12 protein-coding genes are annotated in these 15612 nt (G+C 45.9%); 4 read left to right on the top strand and 8 right to left on the bottom strand.

What is annotated here, in order from left to right:
* Positions 1 to 106: 106 nt before the first annotated feature.
* Together CHL1_RS06800 and CHL1_RS06795 are read right to left on the bottom strand one after the other, a co-directional pair.
* A complete protein-coding gene (locus CHL1_RS06800) occupies positions 107 to 517 on the bottom strand; it encodes a hypothetical protein (RefSeq protein WP_250935559.1) in 411 nt (136 codons plus the stop codon).
* A 53-nt stretch (positions 518 to 570) separates the two neighbouring features.
* Complete coding sequence (locus CHL1_RS06795) at positions 571 to 2229, bottom strand: sensor domain-containing diguanylate cyclase (protein WP_250935549.1); 1659 nt, start codon at positions 2227 to 2229, stop codon at positions 571 to 573.
* 326 nt (positions 2230 to 2555) lie between these two features.
* On the opposite strand from CHL1_RS06795, the gene CHL1_RS06790 reads away from it, so the two are divergent.
* Complete coding sequence (locus CHL1_RS06790) at positions 2556 to 3596, top strand: alpha/beta fold hydrolase (protein ID WP_250935547.1); 1041 nt, start codon at positions 2556 to 2558, stop codon at positions 3594 to 3596.
* Here the strand turns inward: CHL1_RS06790 and CHL1_RS06785 are convergent.
* The 4 genes from CHL1_RS06785 to CHL1_RS06770 form a co-directional block, all read right to left on the bottom strand.
* A complete protein-coding gene (locus CHL1_RS06785; RefSeq protein ID WP_250935546.1) occupies positions 3585 to 3776 on the bottom strand; it encodes a hypothetical protein in 192 nt (63 codons plus the stop codon). The two genes, CHL1_RS06790 and CHL1_RS06785, sit on opposite strands and share 12 nt — an antisense overlap.
* Positions 3748 to 3906, bottom strand: coding sequence for a response regulator (locus CHL1_RS06780; protein WP_250935544.1), 159 nt, complete (start codon positions 3904 to 3906; stop codon positions 3748 to 3750). The genes CHL1_RS06785 and CHL1_RS06780 overlap by 29 nt, the downstream gene beginning before the upstream one ends.
* Entirely contained in the window at positions 3903 to 7139 is a 3237-nt protein-coding gene (locus tag CHL1_RS06775) for a PAS domain-containing sensor histidine kinase (RefSeq protein ID WP_250935543.1), read from the bottom strand. The genes CHL1_RS06780 and CHL1_RS06775 overlap by 4 nt, the downstream gene beginning before the upstream one ends.
* Before the next feature lie 142 nt (positions 7140 to 7281).
* Positions 7282 to 10335 carry a methyl-accepting chemotaxis protein gene (locus CHL1_RS06770; protein WP_250935541.1) on the bottom strand — a complete coding sequence of 1018 codons (3054 nt, stop codon included), beginning with the start codon at positions 10333 to 10335 and terminating at the stop codon, positions 7282 to 7284.
* Positions 10336 to 10635: 300 nt separating this feature from the next.
* Here CHL1_RS06770 and CHL1_RS06765 point away from each other — a divergent pair, with 300 nt between their 5' ends.
* Together CHL1_RS06765 and CHL1_RS06760 are read left to right on the top strand one after the other, a co-directional pair.
* Entirely contained in the window at positions 10636 to 11967 is a 1332-nt protein-coding gene (locus CHL1_RS06765; protein ID WP_250935539.1) for a PAS domain S-box protein, read from the top strand.
* 113 nt (positions 11968 to 12080) lie between these two features.
* A complete protein-coding gene (locus CHL1_RS06760; protein WP_250935537.1) occupies positions 12081 to 12605 on the top strand; it encodes a DUF2284 domain-containing protein in 525 nt (174 codons plus the stop codon).
* A 139-nt stretch (positions 12606 to 12744) separates the two neighbouring features.
* Here the strand turns inward: CHL1_RS06760 and CHL1_RS06755 are convergent, their stop codons facing one another.
* Both CHL1_RS06755 and CHL1_RS06750 read right to left on the bottom strand, forming a co-directional pair.
* Positions 12745 to 13266, bottom strand: coding sequence for a 3-isopropylmalate dehydratase small subunit (locus CHL1_RS06755; protein WP_070372157.1), 522 nt, complete (start codon positions 13264 to 13266; stop codon positions 12745 to 12747).
* Between the two features lie 13 nt (positions 13267 to 13279).
* Positions 13280 to 14566 (bottom strand): 3-isopropylmalate dehydratase large subunit, encoded by a 1287-nt coding sequence (locus tag CHL1_RS06750; protein WP_250935518.1) that lies wholly within the window; start codon positions 14564 to 14566, stop codon positions 13280 to 13282.
* Positions 14567 to 14799: 233 nt separating this feature from the next.
* On the opposite strand from CHL1_RS06750, the gene CHL1_RS06745 reads away from it, so the two are divergent.
* A complete protein-coding gene (locus CHL1_RS06745; RefSeq protein ID WP_250935516.1) occupies positions 14800 to 15537 on the top strand; it encodes a MerR family transcriptional regulator in 738 nt (245 codons plus the stop codon).
* The last annotated feature ends 75 nt before the right edge of the window (positions 15538 to 15612 follow it).

Raw genomic sequence — 15612 nt, 5'->3', positions numbered from 1 at the left:
ATGTTTTTATCGGCTGCAATCATCCATGTATATCAAAACCGTGGATGGCGCTTTGCCTTGATTGTAACGACACTATTTACTGGCTGTTTTCACAAGCCCTGACCACTTACGCGGTTTTTAGCAATCCTTTTTCACCGCACAGTCTGGTCAGCTCTTCGCCAATGATCCGGGTCATCTGATTAAGGTCAATATTTTCGCCATTGAGGACGTCATACCAGCCACCGGTCACCGCATCGCCGACGGTTTCTTTGAGGATGCCGCCGACGCCATTGTAGATTTTGGTGATCGTCACGGTGGTTCCGCTTAAAGCCACCTGGATAACATATTTGTCTACCGGTGGAAACTGAATGCAATGCATAATCCCTTTTCCGGTCAGTTGGGGTTCCCCACAGGGATAGGTTCCTGCCTTCATAATCTCGTGCAGTTCTTCATAACTCAGTTTTTGATTGAGTTTGACCTTATCGTAGCTTTTAATCATATCTTTAGAACCCTGTTTAAACTTATCAAAAAATCCCATTATTGTACTCCTCTGCTAATTGAAATGGTTACGGCGCCTATTAAAAAGCACTTCTATAGAAAGTTTAACCCATTCATCAACCGAGTACAATCGCAGTTCACGATGAAAACCAGCCATTCGCGAAATCCACCGACGAGATTCGATCGGAAACCATTAATACCGACAAACCTAGGTGGGAATATAACAACTACGGTTCTTACCGGTTTTTTTGCTTCGTAGAGTCCTTGATCCGCCCGTTTAATGGCTTCTTTTTCGTCGACATCACCAGGAATGAAATAAGAAACTCCCATGGAAATGGTAATCTTTCCGGATTTGCCGCAACAGTCATAATTAAAAGATGCGGCTGTATCCAATAGTTTTGCGGTAAAAGCATCTATATCTACCTCTTTGAGCCCCTGACAAACCAGCAAAAATTCTTCGCCACCCCAGCGGAAAAGTTTGTCATTACTGCGGATATGCTGGTTGATAACCGTTGCCAGCTTGATCAGCACCTTATCGCCAACATCGTGACCGCAGTCATCATTAACCTTTTTAAAATCATCAATATCGATCATGATCAGGGCCGGGCTTGCGCCACTGTTTTTAAAGTTTTTAAAGTTCTTTGCCAGACATTCATTGCCGGCCCGGCGGTTATAGGTTTGGGTTAAGGTATCCTTGTAGACTGCTGCCTTTAATTCCTGCTCGGAATTCCGATAATACCAGGCTTCAATCCGATTGGTGACCATCGATAAAATCACAATCAGGCTGAGAATAAAGCCTATCAGACCAATCAGCATCCACAGCGAATTTTCGCGACTTTCCGCGGTGGTGTCATTTACATAGGTGCTGATATCGTCCAGATGAACACCCATGGCGACAATCCAGTTATACTCGGGATACAACCTGGCATAGGTCAGCTTTTCGGATACCACATCCGAATTCATTTTTTTAAAGAAGTATCTGTAAAAAATCTCACCCGTAGCTTTTACCCCTTCCAACTCTTCCAGATAGGGGAAGTTGCCTTGAATATCGGTCATGGCGGTGGACAAGGACTGACCTTCGGTATCTTTTAAATTGGGATGAATAAGACGGATCGCATAATTGTCCCCACCTTCAAAATTGACCACCTGATTGACCCAGAAATAAGCGTCATTGGAATAACGGGAGGCGTGAATATGGTCGCGAATACTCTGTTCCACAATTTCCGCCACCCGGCTTTGGCGAACACCGAAGAAAACCTGGTAATCCCGGTAGTCCTTTTTGACGAATGATGTCATCAAGGGGGATAGCTGTTCGGTATTCTGTGAAAATGATAAGCTCTGGTCGACATCACTGATATTTTCTGAATAAATAAGTCTGCCGGTACTGGAATCAGCGATCAGGACGGTAAAATAAGTCTGCCGGGTCGGGTCCTCAAAATAAAGAATGGCCTGCTCCAGAAAAGACTCAGGAGTATAGTTGTTATATCCATCCAGGGCAATTTCGGCCAACTGATTGAGTCTGGCAAAGAGGGTCTCCTGGGCCTGGCGCTCCTGATCAATCGTAAGAATCAGGTTGTCGACATTATCCTTTAAAAAGGTTTTTTTTACTTCGATAATACTGGTTTCAAAATTTTTCTCGTAGGTATTTTCCATCTGCCAGGACAACATCAAAAAGGCCAGGCTGCTAAGCCCGCCAAGGATTAAAATAATGATTACCAGGATCTGTCGGTATTTTTTTCGCAAGGGTTCCATTGGCATTCTCCTGACCATGGATTGTCTGTTGCAACTCCTGGCACCAATCAAGCGGTATCACCATAGTTGCAAACGAAAGATCTTTTGATTCAGTGTCGATAATTCTTGATTTATTATACCATCAATCTTACCCTTTGATAAGCAGATATTAACACATGTTTCAGTCTCGCCTGAGGGATCCCATCAATTGACAGCCACCCACACAAACCACCCTTGGCGCTTGACGCGATCAGATTGATTCGATATAATCGAGCCAGTTGATTCATTAAAATTGCAGTTCGCCGTATGCTGTTCTGCATCGTATTCAGTTGGGAAAGGACACCATCATGGCATTATTTTTTGTTGTACTACTGGGTTTGATCAGTATCATCAGTACCCTGCTGCTGGTTGTATTATCTGGCAAAATGATTCCCTACACCGATGCCAGCGGCCAGGTGCTGCCGGCCAGCTTAGCCGAAAAATCCTGGGTCACTATCAACGGCGTCGAAATGGGGATGATTATTAAATCCCGGGATATCAGAAAACCAGTGCTGCTGTTTGTCCATGGCGGTCCGGGAATGCCTGAATATTGGCTTAACGCAAGCTATCCCGCCCACCTGGACGAAGTCTTTACGGTGGTCTGGTGGGATCAGCGCGGAGCCGGGCTGTCCTACAACAGTAAGATCCCGACGGAGACGATGACCACGGCGCAGTTGGTGTCTGATACCATCTCGGTAAGCCGGTATCTGTGTCAGCGTTTTCGCCAGGATAAGATCTATCTGATGGGCCACTCCTTTGGCACCTATATTGGTATTCAGGCGGCCGTTCAGGCACCACAACTCTACCACGCCTATATCGGAGTGGCCCAGTCGGTCAACCTGGCACTGTCCGAAGAACTGGCCTATCAATGGATGCTGGAATTTTATCATGAGGATAAAAAAAATCGGGAGCTTCTTGAAAAAGCCCCCTATGGTACCGCCGCCTACGAGCGGATCAGAGATCAGATGATGCATGAGGCCGGAATTGGCACCACCCACACCATGTATTCGGTGATTACTGGTATCTTCCTGGCGGTGATGAAGCACCGCGAGTATACCCTCAAAGAAAAGTTCCAGGTCTGGCAGGGCAAGGCTTTTTCCAAAAGCTCACCACTGAACGAGGAATTCCGGCAGGCCAATCTCAGTGATCTGATTACCCGGCTTGATCTTCCTGTCCTGTTTTTTTCCGGGGCCTACGATTATACCGTCAACCATCACTTGTCAGAAATCTTTCTCGAGGATATAAAAGCCCCCCAAAAACACTTTTATCTTTTTGAAGATTCCGCCCATAGTCCCATTTTTGAAGAACCGGAGGCGGTCCTGAAAATTTTAAAGGCGCTAATCGCCTAGAGCAACAGCGGTACCGGGCTCCCGGTATTTGCGGGCAATCGCTTTAAATTTTTCGTGAACCTGGATAAACGCCGCCACCACTGCCGGGTCAAAATGCCGGCCGGCTTCTGCTTTTATAATCGCCACTGCTTCTTCGTGGGAGACGGCCTGTTTATAGACCCGTTGGCTGGTTTTTAGCAATCATGGCGATGGCTTTGGCGCCATTAATGGCTACCTTAACCTGATAGAGCTGCCGCAGCAGGCCATTGATCAGGACGATATTGTCGGGGTTATCATCAACTACCAGAACCGTTTGTTTTTCACGAGTCATACGTCTTCACCTCTTTCCTTACCGATGGCTGTGAGCAGGGTTAACGCTTCATCAAAGGCGTAGCCACGCAGCAGGTCTGCCAGCTCCGTAAATTGATCGGGCTTGAGCATCCTGCTAAAGATCTGCCGGTTTTCTTCAAAATAACCCAGCGCTTCGGCATCCCCTTCCTGAACCAGCTCCAACAGTTCGACAAACTTTTTATGCCAGCTTGCCAAATCGACTTTAGCCTGTGGTTCTGGTGGTTCCACCGCCTGGTCATTAATAAATGTGATGATCGCTGTATAGAAGTTGTCAAAATCGGCCTTGAAAGCCGCTAATCCTTGAACCACCTGCTCATCCAGGCCCACTTCCCGCAAGTGGCTTTCGATTTTACAGACCTGTTGATATAAGCCGGTAGCGTCGATATTACCGAGAACGCCCTTGGCCGTGTGAAGTTTTCGCTTCAGTAAATCTTCATTTTGGTTATCATAAGCCCGGACCATCTCGGACGCCATGTCAGTATGGGTTTCGCCAAATACGGTCAGCAGCGTTATGATGATATCCGGATTCTTACCCAGCCGGGTTTGCAGCTTTTCCCAGTCGATTTGACTGATTTTTTCTGCTTCACTGAGGATTAATTCTGGTCTTTTCATTATTGTCAATTTCTCCTTGTCTTGATCAGTCATTTTCACAGCGTCGACGGCCGGATCATTGACTCTTTGTGGTTTTGCATATTGCTGAATCATATGATACAAAAGTCGGGGGTCAATCGGCTTGGAAATATGGTCATTCATCCCATTTATGAGGCATTCCTCGCGCTCATCGACAGTGGTTCGGGCGGTCATCGCCAGAATGGGAATATTCGGATCAATAATCCGGATTTTCCGGGTGGCTTCATAACCATCCATTACCGGCATCTGTAAATCCATCAGAATAAGATCATAATGGTTTCTTGATACGGCCTCAATCATCCGCTGGAGGGCGACTTCCCCGTTTTCCACAGTGTCCACCTGGGCGCCTGCCTGAATTAAAAATTCTTCAGCAATCTGACGATTGACAGGGTCATCCTCAGCAACCAGAATCCGTAGGCTCGCAAGTGGCCTCTGCTGCTGGTCAAACGGAGTATAAAAGGGCTCTGCTGCTGTTAGTGCCTTGAACGATTTTTCCAGCCAGACTGTAAAGCTAAAGGTACTGCCCACCCCTAATTGACTTTCGGCCCATATCTCGCCGCCCATCAGCTCGACGAGATTACGGCTGATGGTTAACCCCAGTCCCGTTCCGCCATAGTGGCGGGTTGTCGAATTGTCATTCTGGGTAAAGGGTTCAAAGAGCCGTTCCAAATTTTTCTGGACAATGCCAATGCCCGTATCCGTTACTGTAAACTTCAGCTGGATCTGCTTATTGCGGCTTTTTCCCAGCTCAATGGCGACGGTAATTTTTCCGGATTTGGTAAATTTAACGGCATTTCCGACCAGGTTGGTCAGCACCTGCCCCAATCGCAGCGGATCACCCCGGAACCATTGCGGCAAAGCTGGAGGCAGTGTGACTGCGAATTCCAGATTTTTTTGGGCTGCGCTTTCAGTAAACAACTGAATCGCATCATTAACGACCTTTTCAATGTCAAAATCGATGGTTTCCATTTCCAGCTTACCGGATTCAATCTTAGAAAAATCCAGAATGTCATTGATTATGCCCAACAGTGCCGTGGCGGCACCATGTATTTTACGGAGATAGTCCGCCTGCCTGGCATCCAACTGGGTTTGCATCGCCAAATGGGACATCCCCAGAATAGCGTTCATCGGAGTTCTGATTTCGTGACTCATATTGGCCAAAAATTGTGACTTGGCCTCGGTGGCGGCATTGGCATTTTTCAGCGCCACCTCCAGTTCTTTTTCTTTTGCTTTGAGCTCGGTGATGTCCGTAAAAACTCCCAAAAAACCACCCACCGAACCATCAGCCAGATAATAAACGTTGAGGCTGTAAAGGGCCACCCTGGCCTTGCCGTTGGCACCGTGAAATGTGGACTGCCGGACACAGGGCTTTCTGGTTATCAGCGCTTCTTCCTTCATCCGGGCATACTCCTGTAAATCAGCATCGGTCAGTGGCGGAAATTCAGCCAGTTTGCAATTGAGATAGGCGGCAGTATCGACGCCATAGTGCTGCGAAAGCTTACTGTTCATGCCCAGCAGCTGATCATCCCGGGAAACATAAAAGATCCCACCAGGCATGGCATCCAGTAATTGGCTGGTAAAATAATGCTGGTTCCGTAGTTTTTTGTTATAAGCGATTTCCTTCTCCAGCATTGCTTTGGTCACATCAATCTGCCTGGTATATAAGCAACTGACCATGTAAAATGCAATCACCAGCAGATAAATCATCAGATCGATATCCAAGCCGATGATATGCCAGGCCAGCAAGGGATAGGCCAGGAAATAAAAACCGTTCTTCCAGGTTTCATTGGGTTTCTTTATTTTTTTGTTTTTTAACTGAGTAACCGCTTTTTGATTAAAGTAAACGCCGCCAAGAGCAATCATCAAAATGCCGATCTTATAAGCCAGATCGATGGAATTGCCCTGGTAAAGCAGGCTGGGATTGATAGCGCAGATCAAATCCGTCAGGATCACAATGGCCAAACCCGACAATGCGATCTTATGACCCAGGGTAATCGCCCGTTCTTTAAAGTACAACCAGTTTAGCAGCAGGAGGCCATGCACAAAGAGGCTGAGGCTGATAAAGAAAAAAGAAAATATCGTGATCAGATCGCCAGCTATCATCAGTGCCCACTGCTGCTGGAGGGCTGGTTTGAAAAAAACTAACCAGACGGTAATTCCCATACAGGCGATCAAGGTCATTAAATCTGCCATTACCTGAAATTGGCTGGTTTTTTTGGTCACAAAGCTGTATAAGGCAGCAATGGTTATCAGGATCAGAACCCGGCTGATAGCATATAGGACGACTTCCAGGTTGTAAAAACTGACGAGATTATAAGCTTCTGAAAAAATAATGAGTTCCCCTACCATCGCGATGACGTCGGCGATAAACCAGGCCATAAAAGCATAGGCAATCAGCTTTTTGACAACCTGATTGTCTTTCATCATCGTGGTGAAATAGTGCATCGATGCCCAGGCCAAAAGGCTGGCTCCGGGTTTCAGAAGTATCATCAGTTGCTGGTATTCCAATGCGAAAGTCAACAGATAGGCAATCGCATACATGATGATCAGCCCAATGAATAATTGCTTGTTTTTTTCTGTCATATCCTGGTCCCCCTTTTTCTGATTCGCGCTCTAACTTGTGAAACTCCCACATTTTTTATCTGATCTGCTGATAGACAAAAAAATCTGGAAGGATCAGCTCCCAGATTTTAATTTCTGTGTTAGTCTCATAATACCCCAATAATCAATATTTATCCATATTAAAATCATCAAGGATGATATCGATTGGTGGTTCGGTGGTCGGTTTTGACTTTTTAGTGGTTGTCATAGTCACGGTTCGTTGACTAACTCGGTTGTTTCTTTTTAAACGGAAGGCGCCAACCTTTTGTTTTAGCAATTCGGCCTGGCCAGAAAGTTCCTCGCTGGCAGCGGCACTTTCTTCCGCTGTGGCCGAGTTGGTTTGAACCACCTGCGAAACCTGCTCAATTCCCAAATTGATCTGGGCAATTTCGGAAGCCTGATCGTTAGAGGCTTGGGCAATATTGCCCACTAGACTGGTGACTGTTTCCACCTCACTGAGAATTTCTTTCAGACTTTCGGCTGTTTCATCGGCAATTTTAGTACCGGCGTCGGTCTTGCTGATCGAGCCTTCAATCAGAGCCGTAGTTTCTTTGGCAGCTTCAGCGCTGCGGGCAGCCAGGGTCCGGACTTCTTCGGCCACTACGGCAAAGCCCTTGCCATGTTGGCCAGCCCGGGCGGCTTCCACCGCCGCATTTAAGGCCAGAATATTGGTCTGGAAGGCGATGTCGTCAATAACCTTGATAATTTTTGAGATATTGCTGGAAGCCTCGTTGATTTCGACCATGGCCGCTACCATATTGGTCATCTGGCTGTTGCCGATCTCAGCTTTTGCTTTGACATCATTTGCCAACTCATTGGCTTGATTGGCAAACTTGGCATTTTGCTTGGTTTCCCCAGCCACTTCTTCCATCGATGCGGTCAGTTCCTGAATCGAGCTGGCTTGTTCAGTTGTTCCCTGAGCCAAAGCCTGGCCACCATCGGATATCTGGGTTGCTCCTGCTTCGACCTGACCAGCGGCATCATTGATGTCAGACATGGTTGTACTGAGACTGCTGGTAATATCGTTAAGGGCGCTTTTGATAGCCTGGAAATCTCCCAGATACTCATTGGTAATTTCCAGATCCAGATTACCCTGACCGATCTGCTCAAGCGTATGCGTTATTTCTTCAACATATTCACTTAAAAATGTGATCGTTCCATTTAATGCTTCTTTTATTTGAGCATGATCACCACGATAATCACCTTGCATTTTGGTATGCAAATTCCCCTGGGACAATTGGGTAAGGGTTGCCGAGGCTTCTTCAATGGGAGCAATGACGGCATCTAGAGTCTGGTTAAAGCCGGTGACTATTTTCCCATATTCGCCAGGGAATCCGGAGACATCACCACGGTTGCTTAAATTACCTTCAATGGCAATCCTGGCCATTTTTTCGGTTTCATCAACCAGGTTGATAATGTTCTGAATCATCCCTACCAGGGCCGGAATTAACGTATCATTGTCACTGCGTTTGCCAACTTTTGACAAGACTTCCAGATCCCGCATATCGCCATTGGCAATATTGGTCGAAATTTCCACGATCCGGGTTAAGCGGGTATGGACATCATTGATGGAATGGCCAATTTCAGCAAAGATGCCCTGATAGTTGGTGGACATGGTTTCAGAATAGTCGTTGAGGCTCATTTTTGCCAAGACCCGATTACTTTCCACTAAAGCCCCCAGGCCATCGATACAGGCATTAATACTGTTTTTGAGGGTATTAAAATCGCCATTATAAGTTTCCGTAATTTTTTCCGGAATTTGTCCTTTACCAATCTGATCCACATAATCCGCCGCCACATTCAAAGGGCCAACGACTGCATCGAGGGTGTTATTGACCCCTTCGACAATTTCTTTAAAGCCGCCCTTAAAAGCATCGGCATTTCCCCTGGTTTTCCAGTCACCTGCTAAAGCTGCTCTTGAAAGCATGGTCGCTTCGGCAATCAAGGCCCGAATGGTTTCAACGGTTTGCTTTAATACTGGTTTCACTTCATCCAGGGGATCTGTTACCATGATATCGGCCGACAGATCTCCGTCAGCGATTTTTTTCATCAGGCCCATAATCCCAAACTGCAGGGTGTCCGCCAGCTGATTGAGGGAATCTGTCATCTCGCCTACTTCGTCTTGTGACGTGATCTCCAAACGTTGACTGAGGTGGCCGTCATAAATTTCTTTGATCAAGCCGTTGGCGGCCAGGACTGGTTTAACGATCCGTTTTGAAATAACAAATGCAACCGCCGCTCCCGCCACCATGATCAGCAGCCCTAAAATAATTATGGTGTTGCGTAGCTGATTAATCGGCGCCAACATCACCGCTTCCGATTCGGTCACCAGCAGGTTCCAGCTGGTTCCCGGCACTGGGGCCACGTAGGCCAGCTTTGTATCGCCATTAAAGTCATAACTGATATGGGTCACACTTTGGGGTGCTATTTCTTTGAGCCGGGCGCCCATGGCGTTGGGGCCATCTTTTTCGATGTTGTCAAAAACATTGGTCTGATCCAATATCAGTTGATCATTAGGATGGGCCATCATAAGGCCGCTCTCACTGATCACCATCCCATATTTATTGGTTCCGTCGCCCAGATTATTGACGATATTTTTAAGAAAGGTAGGATCCCGGCGACCAACCAGTAGTCCGGCCACCTGACCATTTTTGATAATGGGGGCAACATCAAAAACTACCGGTTCCTTGGTGACCTTGCTGATGGCCACATCGGAGACGCTGTTGTTGCCTTTAAACCCTTCTTCATACCAGAATTCGCCCCAGGAATCAAACTCGCCGCCGCCGACCAGATATTTGGCATGGCCGTTTAAATCCATAACGGCAATATCCTGGTAACCCAGCCGTTCGATACTATCGGCAAGGGCTGCCGCCTGAGTGGCAAAGTCCATACTGGTAATCGATTCGCGTCGGGCAACCTCATTTAAGGTGGCCAGATTGCCAGCAATGGCCTGGCCAATGTGATTGGCCGCTTCTTCCACGTATTCCAGAGCATCAGCTTCGGTACCCTGGTCAATGATCTTGGCCCCGGTATTAATGACCAGGATAGCCAGGGTGATAATGGCTGCTGTCAGAATCAGAACCGTCATTAGAATCAACTTGACTGACAGGCGCGTTTTTACGACGAAGTTTGCTTGGCCATCGTGATTGTTTGTTGGTGTTTGATTTTTTGTCTTCATTTTTTTGCTCCTTTTAAAAAGATTTTTCAGCATTAATAATTGACCCATGATAAAATTAACAATTCTCTTGAGTAGTTGTTTTGCAGATAAGCTTAATATAAACGCAAATAAATTCTACGACAATTCCTGTTAATACTCTTTTCGACCATTCTTCGGAAAATGTTAGTAAAATAATATTTTTAGGATTAATTCCGATTTACACTTGAAAGCCATTGCAAATGGCATTATACTATAGATGACTCAACAAATTCTCAACAGCAACTTTGGTCATTTATCGAATAATCAATGGAGGATAAAATTTTGAATAATTCACCACCATTTAACATTGAAAAGCTGAAATTTCTATTGGACAACCCCTTTGACTGTTTCTGGGTAGTTGATATCACAACGACCCGTTTTATTTATGTCAGCCCGGCCGTTTTCACCCAACTGGGCTGGACCGTCGACGAGGTGATGAGGCTGCCAATTGACAAGATCTTTTCCCCGAAAAGTTTACAGAAACTAATGAATGAAGAAATTAAACGCTACCATCATTTCATCACCGGTGACCGTCGACCTGAAATTGTCAGTAGTCTGGGGGAGTATGAACAATACTGCAAAGACGGCTCCATCATTCCCGTGGAAATTTCAACCCACCTTGTCTGCGACGATGAACAATCTGGAGCGATAGTCGTCGGTATTACCCGGGATATAACAAAACGAAAAAATTATGAAAACCACCTTCTTAACGTTATCTTAACCCAACAGGGAAAGATCAGAGAATTGGAAGAGAGCCAACATACCCAGCCGGCACTAATCATTCATTTTTTCGGTAAATTCTTGGTCACTCTGCGCGGCTCTACCCTTCCAGTCAAATGGCGAACCACCAAAACTGAAGAACTGCTTGCTTTTCTGCTACAAAATGATCAGCTATGTGTTTCCCGAAATAGTATTATCGATGCCCTCTGGCTAGAAACTGATGGCGATAAAGCTGCCAAATATCTGCATACCACCCTCTATAATTTAAAAAAGGACCTCAAAGCTCATGACATCGCCTTTGATTGGCAACTGATCAATGGGTCGTATTGCTTTTCTCTTCCGGATTATTCTTCTGATCTACAAGAATATAAGGCGATGATCAAGATGGAAGTCACCCCCCAGAACGTCCTAAAAATCGTTCAGGTGTTGGAAACGATAGACGTAGTGGAATCACTCAGCAAGAAATCAATTCGCAAAATCGAAGCTGGCATCCGTCTTTATCGGGGGGATTTTCTTGAGGAAAATGATTATCTCTGGGCTGCTGCCCAACGGGCTGACTACCGTGCTCTTTTTGAAAGAACTTTATATACCCTGGCTCGCTATTATTTTTTAATTCATGACTACCCATCCTGCCGTCGCATCATTTTCAAACTCATCGATTTAGACATTCTTAACGAAACCTACCATGAAATGCTTTTAAAAATTTATATTTTCGAGAAAAATAATGATGCCTTCATGAAACATTATCAGCATCTGAAAGCTCTGCTCCAATCAGAGTTGAACCAACCTCCTAATGCTGCCATTATGAATCTTTATCAACAATGTCATGATCAGGACAAGCTCCGGGCTTCAGACAAAAATATTTACTATCAGCCTTTTTTTAAAAATAATTGACTTATTTATAGCCAACAGGAAAGGTTTGTAATAAAATTGCATTAACAATTTAAATGTAATTCATTTTTAACAAGCTATTCAATTTTTAATCCTAAATAATCTGTGGAGGAACAATGTTAAAAGACAAAATTATCAACGCCATCAATGAAGCCGGCTTTGATGAGTATCGAGAGATTCCCGCGTCCGACATAATTTTTGCTGATGCCGTTTTTGCCAGCTGCCAGGCCAATACCTGTGGTAATTATGGCCAGAATTACTCCTGTCCCCCGCTTTCCGGCGACATGAACGAAAATAAAGCCCGCTTTTTAAAATACGACCATGCCATTATCCTCAATAAAATTATGTTTCTGGGGGAATATTATGAGCAAATGGAAGCGAGTACCCTTGCGGTTCTGGCCTTACTTGATCAGCTCCGGGATAAACTGGAGAACGAACCGGTGATGATTGCCGGTCCCGGCGGCTGTAATCTCTGTGCCGAATGTTCGGCTAAAACTGGCGAAGACTGCCGTTTTCCGGACAAGCGACGTTATTCTTTTGAGGGTAGCGGAATGGATATTGTGACAATGTCAAGAAAGCTGGGAATGACCTATAACGGTGGCGACAAAAAAGTCGGTTTCTTTATGATGGTGCTTTATTAATTTAAGCAACTTACATTAAGAGCTGCCATTCACTGTTAATCAATTTGTAACTAACCACAAAAAAGACTGCTAACCCAAAGGTTTGGCAGTCTTTTATTATTTTCTATGAAACTTTTTTTTAATTTAATACCGGCTGATTCTAGTAATTCTTATCGGCGTAACCAACCCAGCCGCCTTCTTTGACCAGGGTTTTGTCAAATTCGCCGACGGCAAAATCAATGGTTTCGGATTTGCCATCAGCCTGGATCACAATTTGGCTGCCATCGACATCAATTTCCATGGTCACGGCTTTCCCGGCATAGTCTTTAAAGAGTCCATCGATGGTTGCTTTGGGTAATTCAATGGCAAACATCCCACAATTATACATGTTCTGTCTAAAAATCCGGGCAAAACTTTCGGCAATCACGACGTTGATGCCATTGACTTCCAGGGCCCAGGGGGCATGTTCACGGGACGAACCGCAACCAAAGTTTTCCCGGGTCACAATGACCGCCTTATCCTCGGTATCAGCCCGGGAAAAGCCGGGCAAGACCAGATCCTCCAGCAGATTGGGCTTTAAGGCCTCTTTGGTAATTTCGGTCAGATATTTGGCCGGGATGATCTCATCGGTGTTAATATCGCTGCGATCTAAAAATAGTACGTTACCTTTAAATGTCTTCATCTCAATCTCCCCTCTAAGCCTTAAATAATTCTGAATTTACAATCGTGCCGGAAATGGCTGCCGCTGCTGCCGAGGCCGGACTCATCAAATGAACCATGCCGCCCTTACCCATCCGGCCGTTGAAATTACGGTTGGTGGTGGAGGCACAGACTTCGCCTTCAGCCAGGACCCCGTTGCTCATCCCCAGACAGGCGCCGCAGGTCGGGTTGGTCACACAGAAACCGGCATCCTGGAAGATTTCGATGATGCCTTCTTTTAATGCCTGTGAATAAATAGCCGGGGTCGCCGGGCTGACAATGGCGCGGACAGTATCGCTGATTTTTTTGCCCTTGAGGACTTCAGCCGCGATCCGCAAATCTTCAATCCGGCCGTTGGTGCAGCTGCCGATATAGATCTGATCAACTTTGGTGCCGGACACTTCGGCCACGGTGCGAACCTGATCGGGTTTGTAACCGACCGTAACCATTGGTTGCAGGGCCGAGACATTGTATGTAAGTACCCGTTCGTATTCGGCATCCGCATCGGAAACCCATTTTGAATAGTCAGCCAGGGCGTCTTCTTTGGTTACAAATTCGTCCTGAATAAAATCCCAGAGATAATCGACGGTGGTCATATCCGGGTAGCAGATTCCGCAGGTACCACCGGCTTCAATGGCCATATTGCACAAAGTCATCCGGGATTCCATCGACATCGCATCGACAACGGGACCGGTAAATTCAATGACCATGTTGGTGGCACCGTTCACCGTCAGCTCTTTAATGATAAAGAGGATCAGATCCTTGGCGTAAACGCCCGGTTGCAGTTCACCGGTCAGCACAACTTTTATCGTTTTAGGAAAATGAAAGGCGCAGACCCCTTTTAAAATCCCGACTTCCAGATCGGTGGTGCCGATTCCGGCGGCAAAAGCCCCAAAAGCCCCATGGGTACAGGTGTGTGAATCCCCCATGATGATGGTGTAGCCGGGTCGGACAAATCCCTTTTCCGGGAAGATGGCGTGACAGACGCCGTTTCTGCCCACATCAAAGAAGTCCTTTATATTATGTCGCCGGGCCCAATCCCGGAGGATTTTACCCTGTTCGGCGGTTTTGGAATCCTTGGCGGGGGTGACATGGTCAATCACGGCCTTGATCTTTTCGGGATCGAAAACCCGATCCATCCCCCGGGCCATCAGATCGGTGATGGCAATTGGTGTGGTGATTTCATGACAGAAAACCCGATCCAGTTTTAACACATGTGTATCCGGAAACGGTTCGTCTACCCGATGTGCATCAAATATTTTTTCAGCTATTGTCTTACCCATTTTAATCTCCTTCTTTTTTGTCACTTTCTTAATCTCAATAAACTCTTCTCTATTATGACATAAAGCTGTAAATAGATCAATAAACCAGATACAATCAATCTCACTGGTTGCAAATATTTTCAGACTGACGAAAACTTTTTTTATTTCCCGCTTGACTCTAACCTTAGGTCATAGCTTATGATAGAAGCAGGTCAGGAAAACCGGACCAAAAACGATACAGCAAGGAGAAGTAAATGAAAATGACGGTTAAGGAAGTGGCGACGCTTACCGGGGTCAGTGTGCGCACCCTTCACTACTACCATCGTGAAGGAATTCTGATTCCCTGTGAGATCACCGAAAATAAGTATCGATACTATGACGCGGCCAATCTGGCCCAGCTCCAGAATATTCTGTTCTTACGGGAACTGGATTTTTCGATCCAGGAAATCAAAGGGATTCTGGCCGACCCCAACTATGACGAAATGGATGCCTTTAAAAAGCAACGCCACCTGCTGCTGCTCAAACGAAACCGTCTGGACAAACTGATTGCCTTACTGGATCAAAAATTAGAAGGAGAAAAAACCATGAATTTTAAACCATTTGATATGAGTGAAATTGAAGCGAACAAGAAACAATACGAAACCGAGGTAAAAACACGTTGGGGCAAAACAGACGCCTACCGCCAAAGCCAGCAGAAAACCAATGGCTATAGCCCGGATCAGTGGGAAGCCATCCACAATGAAACAGAAGCCATCTATGCCGGCTTTGTTGCCAATATGAATAAAGATGCCGCTGACCCGGTGGTTCAGGAGCTGGTTGCCCAGTGGCAAGACAACATTACCCGACACTACTATGACTGTACAAAAGAAATCCTGGCTGGATTGGGGCTGATGTATGTTCACGATGAGCGCTTCAAAGAAAACATCGACAGCCATGCCGAGGGCCTGGCCCAGTTCATGAGCGACGCCATTGCGATTTTTACCAATAAATAGGGAATAGTCCCCATTTTATATTATTATTTAACATATTATAGAACCATTTTGGGATAATCTACCCAATTGCTTCCA

This window comes from Acetobacterium wieringae, from assembly GCF_023700225.1.
In the GTDB taxonomy this organism is placed as follows: domain Bacteria; phylum Bacillota; class Clostridia; order Eubacteriales; family Eubacteriaceae; genus Acetobacterium; species Acetobacterium wieringae.
The sequence above is the reverse complement of the archived record's forward strand: the minus strand, read 5'-3'. Positions and strand labels throughout refer to the sequence as shown.